Origin of the sequence: Loigolactobacillus bifermentans DSM 20003 (assembly GCF_001434575.1) — a bacterium.
GTDB classification, from domain to species: domain Bacteria; phylum Bacillota; class Bacilli; order Lactobacillales; family Lactobacillaceae; genus Loigolactobacillus; species Loigolactobacillus bifermentans.
Genome location: NZ_AZDA01000046.1, coordinates 104,987 through 118,881 on the forward strand (window position 1 = coordinate 104,987; position 13,895 = coordinate 118,881).

Annotated in this window: 12 protein-coding genes and 1 riboswitch; of the genes, 6 read left to right on the forward strand and 6 right to left on the reverse strand. The window is 44.9% G+C overall.

What is annotated here, in order from left to right:
* The first annotated feature begins 51 nt into the window (after nucleotides 1-51).
* Both FC07_RS07090 and FC07_RS07095 read left to right on the forward strand, forming a co-directional pair.
* Nucleotides 52-828, forward strand: a complete 777-nt coding sequence (locus FC07_RS07090; protein ID WP_057904432.1) for a Cof-type HAD-IIB family hydrolase — start codon at nucleotides 52-54, stop codon at nucleotides 826-828.
* Between the two features lie 66 nt (nucleotides 829-894).
* Complete coding sequence (locus tag FC07_RS07095) at nucleotides 895-1,215, forward strand: magnetosome magnetite crystal formation protein family (RefSeq protein ID WP_268872045.1); 321 nt, start codon at nucleotides 895-897, stop codon at nucleotides 1,213-1,215.
* Between the two features lie 46 nt (nucleotides 1,216-1,261).
* Here the strand turns inward: FC07_RS07095 and FC07_RS07100 are convergent, their stop codons facing one another.
* The 4 genes from FC07_RS07100 to FC07_RS07115 all read right to left on the reverse strand — a co-directional run bounded on the left by FC07_RS07100 (nucleotide 1,262) and on the right by FC07_RS07115 (nucleotide 5,060).
* Nucleotides 1,262-1,756: a pyridoxamine 5'-phosphate oxidase family protein gene (locus FC07_RS07100; protein WP_057904434.1), complete on the reverse strand. Its 495-nt coding sequence runs from the start codon at nucleotides 1,754-1,756 to the stop codon at nucleotides 1,262-1,264.
* 97 nt (nucleotides 1,757-1,853) lie between these two features.
* Nucleotides 1,854-3,218: a branched-chain amino acid transport system II carrier protein gene (gene brnQ, locus FC07_RS07105; RefSeq protein ID WP_057904435.1), complete on the reverse strand. Its 1,365-nt coding sequence runs from the start codon at nucleotides 3,216-3,218 to the stop codon at nucleotides 1,854-1,856.
* 394 nt (nucleotides 3,219-3,612) lie between these two features.
* Nucleotides 3,613-4,500: a zinc metalloprotease HtpX gene (gene htpX, locus FC07_RS07110; RefSeq protein ID WP_057904436.1), complete on the reverse strand. Its 888-nt coding sequence runs from the start codon at nucleotides 4,498-4,500 to the stop codon at nucleotides 3,613-3,615.
* Between the two features lie 11 nt (nucleotides 4,501-4,511).
* A complete protein-coding gene (locus FC07_RS07115; protein ID WP_057904437.1) occupies nucleotides 4,512-5,060 on the reverse strand; it encodes a LemA family protein in 549 nt (182 codons plus the stop codon).
* 211 nt (nucleotides 5,061-5,271) lie between these two features.
* On the opposite strand from FC07_RS07115, the gene FC07_RS07120 reads away from it, so the two are divergent.
* Together FC07_RS07120 and FC07_RS07125 are read left to right on the forward strand one after the other, a co-directional pair.
* Nucleotides 5,272-6,696 (forward strand): MFS transporter, encoded by a 1,425-nt coding sequence (locus FC07_RS07120; protein ID WP_057904511.1) that lies wholly within the window; start codon nucleotides 5,272-5,274, stop codon nucleotides 6,694-6,696.
* Nucleotides 6,697-6,836: 140 nt separating this feature from the next.
* Nucleotides 6,837-7,355 carry a DUF2798 domain-containing protein gene (locus tag FC07_RS07125; protein ID WP_057904438.1) on the forward strand — a complete coding sequence of 173 codons (519 nt, stop codon included), beginning with the start codon at nucleotides 6,837-6,839 and terminating at the stop codon, nucleotides 7,353-7,355.
* 61 nt (nucleotides 7,356-7,416) lie between these two features.
* Here FC07_RS07125 and FC07_RS07130 read toward each other — a convergent pair whose 3' ends face one another.
* A complete protein-coding gene (locus FC07_RS07130; RefSeq protein ID WP_057904439.1) occupies nucleotides 7,417-8,532 on the reverse strand; it encodes an NADH-dependent flavin oxidoreductase in 1,116 nt (371 codons plus the stop codon).
* 108 nt (nucleotides 8,533-8,640) lie between these two features.
* Nucleotides 8,641-9,732 (reverse strand): aspartate-semialdehyde dehydrogenase, encoded by a 1,092-nt coding sequence (gene asd / locus FC07_RS07135; protein WP_057904440.1) that lies wholly within the window; start codon nucleotides 9,730-9,732, stop codon nucleotides 8,641-8,643.
* A gap of 231 nt (nucleotides 9,733-9,963) precedes the next feature.
* Nucleotides 9,964-10,144, reverse strand: a riboswitch (Lysine riboswitch).
* A gap of 413 nt (nucleotides 10,145-10,557) precedes the next feature.
* On the opposite strand from asd, the gene FC07_RS07140 reads away from it, so the two are divergent.
* Both FC07_RS07140 and FC07_RS07145 read left to right on the forward strand, forming a co-directional pair.
* Nucleotides 10,558-12,246, forward strand: coding sequence for an ATP-binding cassette domain-containing protein (locus FC07_RS07140; RefSeq protein ID WP_057904441.1), 1,689 nt, complete (start codon nucleotides 10,558-10,560; stop codon nucleotides 12,244-12,246).
* Nucleotides 12,246-13,853, forward strand: a complete 1,608-nt coding sequence (locus FC07_RS07145; protein WP_057904442.1) for an amino acid ABC transporter ATP-binding/permease protein — start codon at nucleotides 12,246-12,248, stop codon at nucleotides 13,851-13,853. Before FC07_RS07140 ends, FC07_RS07145 begins: the two co-directional genes overlap by 1 nt.
* Nucleotides 13,854-13,895 lie beyond the last annotated feature (42 nt).

Below are 13,895 nucleotides of genomic sequence, written 5' to 3' on the forward strand. Positions count from 1 at the left end.
ATCTGCGGCGAGGTTATTTTGGTTTGGCTTTAAGAGAGGAGTATTTGACAATTGACTTATCGTGCACTTGTTTTCTTTGACCTTGATGGCACGTTGATGAATGCCCAATCAAGATTAGATCCAGAGGTTCAGCAGGCCGTGCGCCAGTTGAAACAAAATAACGTTTTACCAATTATTTGCACCGGGCGCAGTCCCCACGAAATTCAAGAGATTTTGGCCCAAACCCAAATCAAATCCTACATCACCTTAAATGGTGCCTTCATCGTTTACGAAGGCACCACCATTTACCACGGGGATATTGATCCTGATCTAATCGGTAAACTGAAGGCTATTACAGCTGGCCACGGCGATGCCTTGGCCTACTATAATGATCAAACCTACCGTGCTTCGACCTTTAACGACTTGGTCAAAGCACAATATGATACGTTTAACACCCCTTATCCCAAAGTAGACCCTGACTATTACCTGACACACCCAGTTTACATGTTACTAGTGATCACAGTAAACAATGACAAACGGTACATTTATCCTTACGGCGATCAATTAACGTTTTACCGTAATTCACCTTATGCCATGGATACGATTCGTCATGGTGAGTCTAAGCAAGCCGGCATCAAAACGCTGATTGCTAAAATGGGGCTTGATGGCATTCCCACCTATGCGTTTGGTGATGGTACCAACGATCTACCTATGTTAGAATATGTTGACCACGCAATTGCAATGGGTAATGGCATTACAGCTGCTAAAGATCGGGCCGAATACATTACCAGTAAAAATACAGAAAATGGCATTATTCAAGGCCTGCAACATTTTAATTTACTCCCGTAAGCTTAAAGTCAGCTAAAACAACACCAACGCAATTGCGATTCACAACAGAACAAGGGGGACCTGCTTATCAAAAAAGTCTTAAGTGCATTATGCTACCTATCTATTTTATTTGCACCATTTCTCTTTCCGCTGATCGTATGGGTGATTTGTCATAACAATGAGCCTGAGGTTCGGGCTGAAGCCGCCCGGGCGATGTTGTTGCACATTGTACCATTGGTGATTGTTTTAGTCAGTCTCATCATTATCGGTGGCAACGGCATCATTACCAACAATGCCCAAATCACAGCTGGCGTTAGTTTCTTACTTTTAGGGATTGCTGGACTGATTGATCTAGTGCTATACATTTACAACATTTATTACGGCATCAAACTGTTATTGCAACACTAATCAAAAGGGCCACGAAACGATTCAGTCGCTTCGTGGCCCTTTTTGATCAGGCTTGCGTTGGCAAAGCATGTGCCTTCCCAGTTAATTGCTTTAAGGTGATTTGAACGACACTGGTCCCACGAATTTGTTGTGGTTTCAAAGCCTTAAAATCAGCTAAACCACGGCCTGTTTCATGTTGCATCAGCAGGTCTAATCCGTGTGCTTTCAACGCTGGATCCGTTAAGATCACGGCGTTACCATAGCCGATCACACTTTGAAACGCTGCTGAATAGTCAGTGGCTTGCTCACCGGCTGATATCAAAGTTGCCCCTAGATCAACTTCCACACAAACATGGCCATTGGCCTGTAAACAACTTAGCTTCTTACCTTTCATAGCACCATGAATGTACAGCACGAGTTGTTCCCCTTGCCACTCATACCCGTAATTCACAGGGACCACGTAAGGAAATACATCATCAAACATGCCGATATGGGCCACGTGTCCTTGGGCGATAATCGTTTGAATCTTTTCAAAGTCAACTGCTCGGTCTTTCCGTCGCATGTTACCATCTCACATTCTTATGAATTGCTTTTATCATCAAACGGAAACCGTCAAAAGTCAATATCTGCTTTTACATATTGGCCTGAAAAATATCATGTTAATGCTGCGCTAACACAGTGGTGCGTTTTAACGCCAGCACCAACAACCAACCGCCAACTAATCCGATCAACATAAATGGAAAGAAATCCAAGCCTAATTTATAAAACGGAATGTATTGGCTGGCCCACCCATCAATGCCACTAAAGAACCGCATTTGCGCAAAGTAAGGTGGCAATGTGTGAATAAAGTCTAAAACGGCTGGAATCAAGGTTAAACCAACTGTGGTGCGATAAATCAGCGGTTGCTTTCCTAAAACTGGGGTGAGTAACCCTAAAATAATCAACGCCATGGCAATGGGATAAATCAAACTTAATAACGGCGTTGAATACAAAATGATTTGATCCAAACCGAAATTGGCAATCAAGAAAGCGCCAATTGAGGTCATGGTTAAGAAGAAGTGATAGCCTAATTTTGGAAAACGCCGCCCCCAATCTTGGGACAATGACGTTAGCATCCCAATACAAGACGTGATACAAGCTAAGAACGTTACCGCCCCTAAAATGGCAGTGCCGGCTAAGCCAGTATAATGTTGCATGATCTGGGTAAAGGCTGTTCCACCATTATCCGATAAGTGTAAGTATTTTAAACTAGCAGCGCCTAAAGCAATCAAGAAAATATATATGATAGCTTCCAACCCCATACTGATTGCCCCGACCTTCGCAACCGCTTTTGAACGGGCACCGGCTTTTTGAACGCCAAACAATTTTAAGGCCGTGATAATCGTCACCCCAAAACCGAGACCGGCTAACGCATCCATGGTGTTATATCCTTGTAAAAAACCATTGACCAAGTTACTGGTTGCACCAGTCGCAGCTGGTAAAAGATTGATCTGGCGTAAGTCTCCTTTGATCACAAAGGCCATTAAGAAAATAAAAGCTAATAAAATCAATAAAATCGGATTGAGTAATTTTCCAACGTAATCTGTGACTTTGCTTTGATTATAGGACAGTGCAAAGGCAATTCCAAAATAAATCAATGAGAAAATCAGTAACCCCATGTGATCCAGTGATTTGGGCAATAATGGCTGAATGCCAATCGAATACGTCACAGTGGCCGTCCGTGGAGAGGCTACCAGCAAGCCTAAGGTGGCGTGGATCAAAATCAGAAAAAATAGTGCAAACTTACGGCCAACGGGTAATGCTAAATCGTAAACACTGCTACTACGGGTTAAACTAATCGCTAAAATAGCCAATAGTGGCAACAAAATCGCGGATAATAAAAACCCTAAAGCCGACGGTGCCCAGTTATGCGCACTTAATTGTCCTAAATGAATTGGGAAAATTAAGTTACCTGCCCCAAAGAATAACCCGAATAACAGTGATCCAAGAATCAAATATTGATGTTTCGTTAATTGTTTTTCCATTTTTAAAACCTCCCGTGTTGAATCCGACAACTGATACCCCACACTAAGTCCGTCGCCATAAAAAAACACCCTTAGCTAAAAATTAGCTAAGGGCGTTGAATCGCGTTACCACCTTAATTCCTCATAACCTCACAGTCATGAGCTTGAAACGTACGGCACTTGTCCGGACAAGTGTGATACGTCATTGCTGTAATGGGCGCAATCCCAGTAACCACTTCGCATCATACGTCGCAGCTACAACTTATAGATTACCTTCGCAACCAACTTGATGATCCACTTGCAGTGACCATGGACTCCCTGAACATCAAATGCGATTGTTACTCTTCTATGCATCGTCTTTATGAGAATATCTTAATGTTAAGCTTAATAATAAGCCTATTTTCTCATTTGTCAACTACATTTTTTCTAATCTTTGAATCCGCTCTGCAATCGGCGGATGTGTGGCAAAAAGTTGTTGGGTATTTTTCAAGGGATTCGTAATGTACATGGCCGCACTGGCCTGATCAGCTGTTTTCAACGGCTTGCTGTCTGCTAACAACTTTTCTAAAGCATGGATCAGCCCTAATGGATTACGGGTCAATGCCACGCTACTGGCATCGGCTAAATACTCTCGGTTACGTGACAACGCCATTTGGGCCAACGTTGCTGCCAATGGCGCTAATACGATCAGAAGTACCGAAAAAATCGCCAAAATCGCATTACTATCTTTACTATCACGATCATTGTCCCGCCGATAACCGCCACCCCACCATAACGCATGGGTCCCAATATTCACCAGCAAAGAAATTGCCGCCGCCAACGCTGCACCAATCGTCGCCAGGCGAATATCATAGTTGCGAATGTGCGAGATCTCATGGCCAATAACGCCTTCTAATTCTTCGCGATTCATCAGCTCTAACAAACCCGTGGTCGCTGCTACTGCAGCGTGCTCTGGATCACGACCCGTAGCAAACGCATTGGGACTGGCTTCATCGATGATAAAAACACGCGGCATTGGCACTTGGGCCACGAGCGCCATATCTTCGACAGTGTGCCACAGCTGAGGTTGATCAGCCTTGGTAATTTCCTGGGCATGGTTCATGCGCATCACCACATTGGTGGCATTGCCCACCATACTAAACATATACACTGCAGTGATGATCAACGCTAACAATAAGCCCCCTAGCCAACTGTTGAAAAAGACATAACCAATCGCACACCCCACCAGCAACATGAGTAATAAATAGCCGCCTAAAACCAGCCAAGTTTTACGCTTGTTTTGTGTAATTTGTTGATATAACATGCTGCGCCTCGCTAGAATTTCACTTCTGGCACGGCTTTTTCAGCTTCGGGAATTTGTAAAAAGTCGACTGGCTTAAAATGATGCACTTTGCCAACGACATTGCCGGGGAAAGTTTCCAACTTGTTATTGAAAAAAACAGCCGTTGAATTATACAGTTGACGCGAATACGCAATTTTATTTTCGGTATTGGTTAATTCTTCTTGTAAATTCAAGAAATTTTGATTGGCCTTTAAATCTGGATAACTTTCTGATAATGCGAAAATACTCCGCAGTGAAGCGGATAATTGGTTCGACGCATCCATTAATTTTTCATGGTCTTGGCTTGGGGTTTCAACCACTTGATTCCGAGCGGCAACCACTGCTTGTAAGGTTTCCTGTTCATGCTTGGCATACCCTTTGACCGTTGACACCAAGTTCGGCACCAAATCATTCCGCCGCTTTAGTTGAACGTCGATCTGACTCCAAGACTCATCCGTTTGATTGTGCGCCTTGACCAAGCCATTATAAAAAATAATGTAGGCAATGACTAACACAACAATAATCCCAATTGCAATCCACATTTCACGACACCTCCATTTAAGTGACCCTATTATACCAAATCACCCGGTCGGCTGCTGTAAATCTAATTTTTTTCAGAAATCTTATCAGAAACCCAAGATTCTTAAAATTGTGTTGTAAGATAGAAAATGGAAATTTTGAATGAAGGAAGCGAACTTTGTGTCTAAACAGCGTACCCTGATCATCACTTGTGCGTTACTACTGTCCAACGCCATGAGTGGTTTGGACAATACCATTATTAACACGGCTTTACCCGCAATTATTTCAGATTTACACGGCTTAGAGCTCATGGGCTGGATCGTTGCCGTCTTTCTGCTAGGCACCGCTGTCAGCACGCCTTTGTGGAGCAAATTAGGCGAACATATCGGGAATAAGAAAAGTTACCAACTGGCAGCATTACTGTTTGTCATCGGCTCTTTGTTACAAGGTTTAGCCCCTAACATGTGGGTCTTGATCATCACCCGCACCGTAGCTGGTATTGGCAATGGCGGTATTGTCTCATTACCCTACATTATTTACGCGCAGCTATATGCTAACCCGCGCAAACGCATGCAAGTGCTGGGGTTTGTTTCGGCCAGTTATAGCATGGCCACGATTATTGGACCTTTAGTCGGCGGTTACATTGTCGATACTTTTAGTTGGCACTGGGTATTCTACCTAAACGTCCCAATTGGACTATTGTCCGCCTTATTAGTCCAGATTTATTACCCGGCCCAACACGTAGCTGTGACTAAAAAAGTGGATTATCTCGGTGCCATTTTAATGGCTTGTGGCTTGATCAGCCTATTGATTGGCATCGAAAACTTAGGCAGTGCCAGCGTTCACCAAGTGGCACTGGCCTTTGGGATCGCCGTCGTCTGCCTAGGGACTTTGATTCGGGTCGAAGGTCACGTTAACGATCCGATCATTCCCCGCCGTTTATTTAAAAACCTTGATTTAGTCATGGATTTCCTGTTATTTACCTTAATTTGGGGCGCCTTCATGGGTTTTCTGATTTACAGTCCGATGTGGGCCCAAGGCTTGCTAGGGACCTCGGCTTTAATTGGGGGCGCCACGCAAATTCCCAGCTCAATTACCGATTTTATCGGCTCTGGGATGGTGGCCCCGCTTCGCCGCCACTGGTCCCCGCAAAATGTGCTCAATCTGAGTATTCTCACCTTGACCCTAGCTTTTGTTTTGTTAGTCTTGGTTGACGCACACGCGCCTTACTGGATCCTATTAGTTGCAGGGATGTTTGAAGGCTTCGGCAATGGCGCTTGTTTTAATGAATTACAAGTCAAAGTCCAGCAAGATGCCGCCGAACAAGACGTGCCCATTGCCACCTCCTTTAGTTTTTTAATTCGCATGCTCAGTCAAACCTTTACGGCTTCCGTGTTTGCCTTACTCATGAATGCGGCTATTCGCCATGGTGTAACCCAATCCCACGGTAAAATCACCATGCAAATGATGAACCAATTGAGTGATGCCACGAATTTGAAACATTTACCACCACATTTAATTCCACAAATGCGGCAGATCTTACACACCGGCTTGCACAACATTATGTTATTGTCATTAATTTTGATGCTCATTGCTGCTGGTTTGAATTTAGCCGTTCAATATCGCCAACATCGCCAAATGGTGCGTAACGACCTTTAATGGCAATTAGTTTCAGAAAAAACTTACGCCGAACAAATTTTTATGCTATGCTGATAAGCATTGTGGCACAGGCGTGACCACATCTGGGTCCGTATGAAATGCTACCTCCCGCAAATCTAATCATTTAAAGGAGTTTTATTGTGCCAAGAAATTTTAAAGAAGAAATTATTTTTACCCTGATCATGGCTGGTTTAATGGTGTTTGTGATGGCCGGTTACAACGTGGCTTTAAGTGACGGTTTTAGTAACGGTTACGTTTTAGAAGTCTTAAAAGGCTATCCATTGGCCTTGATCGTGGCCATTATTTTAGACATGTTAGTGGTTGGTCGAATTGCGAAAGGCATCTTTTTCAAATATATTTTCAAGCCTGTCATGAAGGCCCATCAAGCCATTATTGGCATCTGGATCTCTGTTTTAATGGTGCTTGGAATGGTCACTTGTATGTCTGCGTTTGGGATGATCGTCACCCACAACTTTGATGGCAATTTGGCCCTGACCTACTTACACACCTGGGCCTTCAACATCATCATGGCCTTACCATTACAATTATTGATCGTCGGGCCAATTGCCCGTGCTGTCTTAGGCGCCGTTCAAAAAAATAGCCCTGTAGCAGTTGACGCCACAGCAAACAAAAAAGCCGTTAAAGCTGACGCGCGTTAAAAATTGCATTCAAAAAACCTTCAAAGGTCTGACCCTTTGAAGGTTTTTTGGTGCTCAGCCGTTACATGTTCGGTGTCGAACGATAACGTGCTACTAAGAAATCATACAGCGGTGTGGTGAAATCAATATCGTCAATTGCCGTTTCAAAATCCGTGGTCACAATGGCGTCATCATGCTGGGCCAATAATTTTTGAACCCAGAATGGATCCACCAATAACTGTTGTCCAACAGCCACTAAATCGGCATGCGCTAAAACGTGATTGGCATCTGCCCGGGTGCGTACACCCCCTACGCCAACCAGCGCTTTGCGACCAGCAATCGCGGTTTGTAAGTAAGCCAAAATAGATTGCGCCTGATAATCGGCTGATTGCGCAACACGATCATATTCATTTAAGGAGACATGCACGTAATCCAGCGGTGTTTGAACCAACTGATCGATTAAATACAAGGTATCTGCAAATGTGATCCCTGGTGTGGTGAATTCTTCCGGTGAGAAACGGTACCCCACAATAAATGGCGCTGTAGCATACTGCTTCACCGCCGCAAAAACAGCCTCTAGTACTTCCTGGATAAAGGTATAGCGCTGCGCCAAGCCACCACCATATTGATCGGTTCGATGGTTGGACTGTGGTGAGAAGAATTGTTGGAATAGGTATGTATTGGCACCGTGCAGTTCAATACCATCAAATCCAGCCTGAATGGCCCGCCGCGTGGCCTCACCAAATGCCGCCACAGTGGCCTGAACATCAGCCGTTGTCATTTCACGTGGCACACCCGTTTTTTGAGTGCCATCATGATGCTGGGCCGCAATCGCACTGGGGGCTTCTGGTAACCGATCGGCTAAAGCCGCTGGTTCGCTCATCCGCCCACCATGAAAGATTTGAATAATGGCTTTGGCACCGCCATTTTGAATCGCACTGGCCAATTGAGTCAGCTCGGGTAATTTATCATCACTGGCAATGCTAAGCTCACCTGGCCAGCCTTTACCGCTGGCTTGTACGTTAGCCGCACCGGTGATCACTGCACCAACGCCTTGAGAACGTAAGGCATAATAGGCCAGTTCGTCTTTGGTAATCGTGCCATCAAAGAAACTTTGTAAGGTTGTCATTGGCGACATCATTACACGGTTGCGTAATGTGACGCCGTTTGCAAATTGATAGGGTTCGTCAAATGTCATGGTTTCAGCCACCTCTTACTTAAAATAAGTACAGTGCCATTTTGCCCCGTTTTTCACGACTTTGTCAATCAAAAAAAGACCGAGCAATTGCCCAGCCTTTGAAAATCCTTATTTTTGAGTTAGATAGCCTTGGGCCTTTAATAATTCTGCGAATTCTACAGAACCACCAGCGGCGCCACGAGCGGTATTGTGGGACAATCCGACAAACTTCCAGTCGTAAATTTTATCTTCCCGTAAACGACCAATGGACACACCCATACCATGTTCAAAATTAACGTCCTTGGCAACTTGTGGCCGATCATCTGCTTGCATATATTGAATAAATTGCTTGGGTGCACTTGGCAAGCCTAAACGTTGCGGTTCACCACTATAATTTTCCAAAGCATCAATTAATTGTTGCTTCGTTGGGTTTTTATGGAACTTCACAAAAGCCGTGGCAGTATGCCCGTATAAAATTGGGACTCGGATACATTGACTGGTGATCACCGTATCATCAGCTGGCACGATTGCCTTTTTGTCAGCGTCCACATGCCCCCAGATCTTCAATGGTTCTTGTTCCGACTTTTCTTCTTCACCTGCAATATAAGGAATCACATTGCCCACCATCTCGGGCCAGTCTTTAAAGGTTTTACCTGCGCCTGAAATGGCCTGGTAAGTTGATGCGATCACTTCATAGGGCTCAAATTGACGCCAAGCAGACAACGCTGGCGTATAACTTTGAATGGAGCAGTTTGGCTTAACCGCAATAAAACCGTGCTTCGTGCCTAACCGTTCCCGCTGATACTTGATCACATCGGTATGCTCTGGGTTGATTTCAGGTACCACCATGGGCACATCTGGTGTCCAACGATGGGCACTGTTATTGGAAACCACCGGTGTTTCTGCTTTGGCATATTCTTCTTCTAACGCCCGTGTGGCAGCTTTATCCAAGCTGATGGCAGAGAAAATGAAGTCCACTTGTGCTGAGATCTCGGCGACTTTGCTGGCATCTTGGATGACCATACCCTTAATTTTTTCAGGCACAGTGCCTTCCATTTTCCAACGTCCGTTAACTGCCTCAGCGTAGGTTTTCCCGGCACTGTGGGCACTGGCAGCGACGGCCACCACGTTAAACCAAGGATGATCTGCCAACAACATAATGAACCGTTGCCCCACCATACCTGTTGCACCAATTACGCCAACCTTTAACTTTTCCGTCATAACAAATCCCCCATTTTCAGTTTCTTTTCACTACAATACCCATTGGAACACGATTGGTCAAGCCCGCTGATCATGATTGCTCACCCTTTAAAATCAAGCGTCTTACCAACGATAACGTTCGGGCCACGTTATCTTTTAAAATCTCAGCCACTAAAAAAGGACTCTTTTGTTTAATCGTCGCTAAACAAAAGAATCCGCCAAAAATTATCGATAATATAGATGATCGGTTTCATTTTCGATAGCGCCCCGCAAGTATGGTACCTGCGACAGTCCGTGATTTATTGAATCACGTCCCAGCTAAGCATCGCCTGTGAGCGATGCCGCTTCGGCAACTGCGCCTTTTGGCCAATGTCGTTGTTTTCACAGAAACTCGATCAGCGGACTGATAGCAGTTGCAACCTCTTCGATTTATCCAAAATGTTATAACTTATTGATGCGTTAGTCAAGGTTTATCTGAATTTATTAGCAGCGTTGCATACGGCACGCCAAAATAGACCCAACGTGATGAACTGCCTAATCTTGGTAGTCAGCCCTTAAATGAACAGCCGTTAGCTATTCATTATGCGTTCCTTACTATAGCACCGACTGAAAATGACGACGATAACCACAGTCCTAAAGTCAACGAGCATCACGTTTTGATTGCCTGCGACCAGCAGTTGATCGCGCCTAACCGTTACAGCTTGACAGTCGGCACCGCTTTCAGGTTAAATTGACATTCGTAACCGCGAATGGGAAAATTATAACTTAATGAAGTCCCTTGTTTGACACTTTTAAACCGTCTGATTTTAAGGACGTGATTGAGATAGATGAAAGGAAGTTTTTAGCTTGTTAAAACGCTTATGGCAGTTAGGCCAACAACAGCGCTGGCGCACTTATTTACAGGTTCTAGGCCAGTGGCTCAGTGAACTACTTGTTTTAACGATTTTAGTCACACTGACCTTGCGCTACACAAATCACCAGTGGTCCCAATTTTGGGTCACGTTGCTGGTCGTTCAAGTGGTGCTGGTCCTTTTATATCAAGGCTTGCTGGCATCACGCCTGAGTGACCGTTGGGCCCACGCTGCCAGTACTGAGTTACAAACACAATTTTTTGATTACTATTTAGCTCAAACTGGCCCTAGTCAGCAACAAACCATGACGGTGATCCATCAAGATCTCGGCACGATCAAACGGCTTAGCGTGCTGTATGACACCATTATTCCCACCACCTTACAATTGATTTTAACCGGTGTGATGATGGTGGTAGCGATCATTTGGTACCATCCGATTACCGTATTGATCCCCTTATTCGGTATTTTAGCCGTTGGTGCTGGGATGGGCATGCTTCAAGGAATGGGCAACAAAAAGAACATGGCTTATATCGATAGTTTTAATCAAATGGGTGAACGCTTTTTAGCAGATTTTAATGGGATGAAAACCTTGATCATGTACAATCGCCAACAGCGCTATGCCAAGGATTTTGCCACAGATTCTGAAAACTTTCGGCAAAAAACGATGGGTGTGCTCAGTTATCAACTCCAAACCCTGACCATTATGGACTTTTTTCTCTATGGTGCTTTAGGCTGGTTTGTCATGGCACAAGGTCAGGCCATTCAACAAGGGACATTGACCCTGCCGCACGCAGTCTTGATCAGTACCCTCGTTTGTTTATGGTTGATCGATTTTCGTAAATTTGGCTATTTTATTCATATTTTCATTTCACTATTACCCAAGGTCAGTCATTTATTTCAGCTGCTCGATCAGCCGCTAACAGTTACCACTACAACAACTGGTCAAGCCTTAACCCCTCACAAGATCCAATTGTCCGGTACTGTTGGCTATGAAGCCCCTTTATTAACTGACGTCGACTTCACCTTAACACGCGGTCACTTGGTGGGCTTAGCAGGTACCAGTGGCAGCGGTAAGAGCACATTGGCCAAAACATTGCTGCAGCAACTGCCGCTGTTACGTGGTACGCTAACGGTTGATGACCAACCGTTAGCGGCGATTGCGCAGTTAGACTGGTGGCAAACGATTGCCTACCTTGGGCCAGATACGGTTTTATTTGACGATACCATCGAACACAATTTACTGTTAGGTGTGTCGCATCCTGATAATTGGCAAGCACGCTTGGCAGACCTTGGTCTGTGTCAATTTGTACTGGCGCTACCGAACCAGTTTCAAACGCAAGTTGGTGAAAATGGCGCACAACTGTCGCAAGGTCAGCGGCAACAAGTCGCTGTCGCGCGGGCCATTCTTGCTGATAAAGCTGTTTATTTATTCGACGAGATCACAGCAAATATTGATGTGGAAAATGCTGACGTTATTTTAGCGGCCATTCAAAAATTGGCCCAAACAAAACTGATGCTCTTGATCACACACCGTTTAGCCGATATTGAACAATTACCAGCTTGCTATTTGATCGACCAAGGCCATTTGACTTACGGAACACCACAACAGTTGGCGCAACAGGTGCCTGCTTTTCAGGCGCTTCTTGACGAACAAGCAGCATTATTAAAGGAGGTGCACGGCTAATGCTCAAACGCTTATTAAAAAACGCTGGCCGTTTAAATATGATTTTAAGTGCCAGTATTCTTGTAGGTGTCTTGGCCACTATGCTCCAACTCGGCATTCTCGGGTTAGGGTTTACGGCGTTAACCCACGGCTTTACCCGCACTCCCTGGCTGGGATTAGGCGTCTTGGCCCTTGTTGGTGGATTTGCCCGTTTCGGTGAACAGTACCTAGGACATTTAGTCGCCTTTAAATTATTATCCCGTTTTCGCAATCAAGTTTATCAAAAAATCATCACCTTAGCGCCAGCAAAACTTGATCATAAACGGAGTAGTGATCTTTTAAAACTTATTGCACAAGACATTGAACAAATCGAAATTTTCTACGCCCATACCCTATCCCCCATTGTGATTGCGGTACTGGTCTCGATTTTACAAGTTTGGCTATTCTGGCGAGTTGCCCCTAGTCTTGGTTTGATTGCCTTGCTGGCTTATCTCACCATTGGTGGTCTATTACCACTATGGCAGCAACGTCGCATGCAACAACCTGCGCTTGCATTTGGTCAAGCCGACCAACGCCACCAACGTTTGGCAAGTGAAACAGTGCATGGTAAATTTGAATTACAACAATATCAAGCCATCACGCAACAACGTGCTAAATTAGACCAAGCCACAACAGCCTACTGGCAAGCCAATCGACAAAAAATGATTCGGCAGGACCAGCAAGCTGGTCTCATGCAACTGATCTTAGTCGGTTACTTGTTCATTTTCGACCTGGTTGTCGTTTTACAACAACTCCCGTTAATGTGGTTATTGCTGTTTCCCTTTACATTTGGGCGCGTTTTGGCATTGGCGACTTTGCCGGGCTCCTTATCCGGGGGCTTACTGGCAGCCCAACATTTATTTGATTTACTAGATGAAACGCCTGCCGTTGCAGCGCAATTGACGGGGGCCCCTTTAACCACCGTCCAGCAAGGTCACTTTGACCAAGTCACCTTTCAATATCCAACCCGACCTGATCAAATGATTTTAAACGCTTTAAATTTCCAATTTAAGACGGGACAACGGATTGGGATTATCGGCACCAGTGGTGAAGGTAAAAGTACCATTGTCAAATTGTTAATGCGCTGGTACGCGCCTACTACAGGACAGCTCACTTTGAATCAAGCCGGCATCGAGACGTATCAACTGACCACAATTCATAAAACCATGAACTATGTGCCACAAATGGCGCAAATCTTTAGTGGGTCACTGCGGGAAAACCTAACATTACGCAAAGCCAACTTTACAGATCAACAACTGTGGACGGTATTAGATTGGGTCCACCTCACCGAATTCGTTCAAGGCTTACCACACCAATTGGACACGACTATTGGCGCCGACGTTGAAAACCTATCGGCTGGTGAAATGCAGCGGTTGGAACTCGCTCGAGCGTTTCTCCACCCCAGTGATGTCCTTATTTTAGATGAACCAACCAGTAATTTAGACGTTCTGAATGAAGCAATGATTCTTGCAGCCGTTAAACAACACTACGCTGGCACTGTCCTGATCGTCACCCACCGTCAAAGCACGTTGGCAATCTGTGATCAAGTCTATCGCCTGCAAAACGGCCAATTAACCGTGCCTCGCTAGCAACCAAAAAAGCTATTTAACCAAAAAAAGACAAGCAAACGT

Bases quoted from the DNA above. Each gene is read 5' to 3' on its own strand.
- FC07_RS07100 (WP_057904434.1), bottom strand. From the start codon at position 1,756: ATGCGACGGAAAGACCGAGCAGTTGACTTTGAAAAGATTCAAACGATT.
- brnQ (WP_057904435.1), bottom strand. From the start codon at position 3,218: ATGGAAAAACAATTAACGAAACATCAATATTTGATTCTTGGATCACTG.
- htpX (WP_057904436.1), bottom strand. From the start codon at position 4,500: ATGTTATATCAACAAATTACACAAAACAAGCGTAAAACTTGGCTGGTT.
- FC07_RS07115 (WP_057904437.1), bottom strand. From the start codon at position 5,060: ATGTGGATTGCAATTGGGATTATTGTTGTGTTAGTCATTGCCTACATT.
- FC07_RS07120 (WP_057904511.1), top strand. From the start codon at position 5,272: ATGAGTGGTTTGGACAATACCATTATTAACACGGCTTTACCCGCAATT.
- FC07_RS07130 (WP_057904439.1), bottom strand. From the start codon at position 8,532: ATGACATTTGACGAACCCTATCAATTTGCAAACGGCGTCACATTACGC.
- asd (WP_057904440.1), bottom strand. From the start codon at position 9,732: ATGACGGAAAAGTTAAAGGTTGGCGTAATTGGTGCAACAGGTATGGTG.
- FC07_RS07145 (WP_057904442.1), top strand. From the start codon at position 12,246: ATGCTCAAACGCTTATTAAAAAACGCTGGCCGTTTAAATATGATTTTA.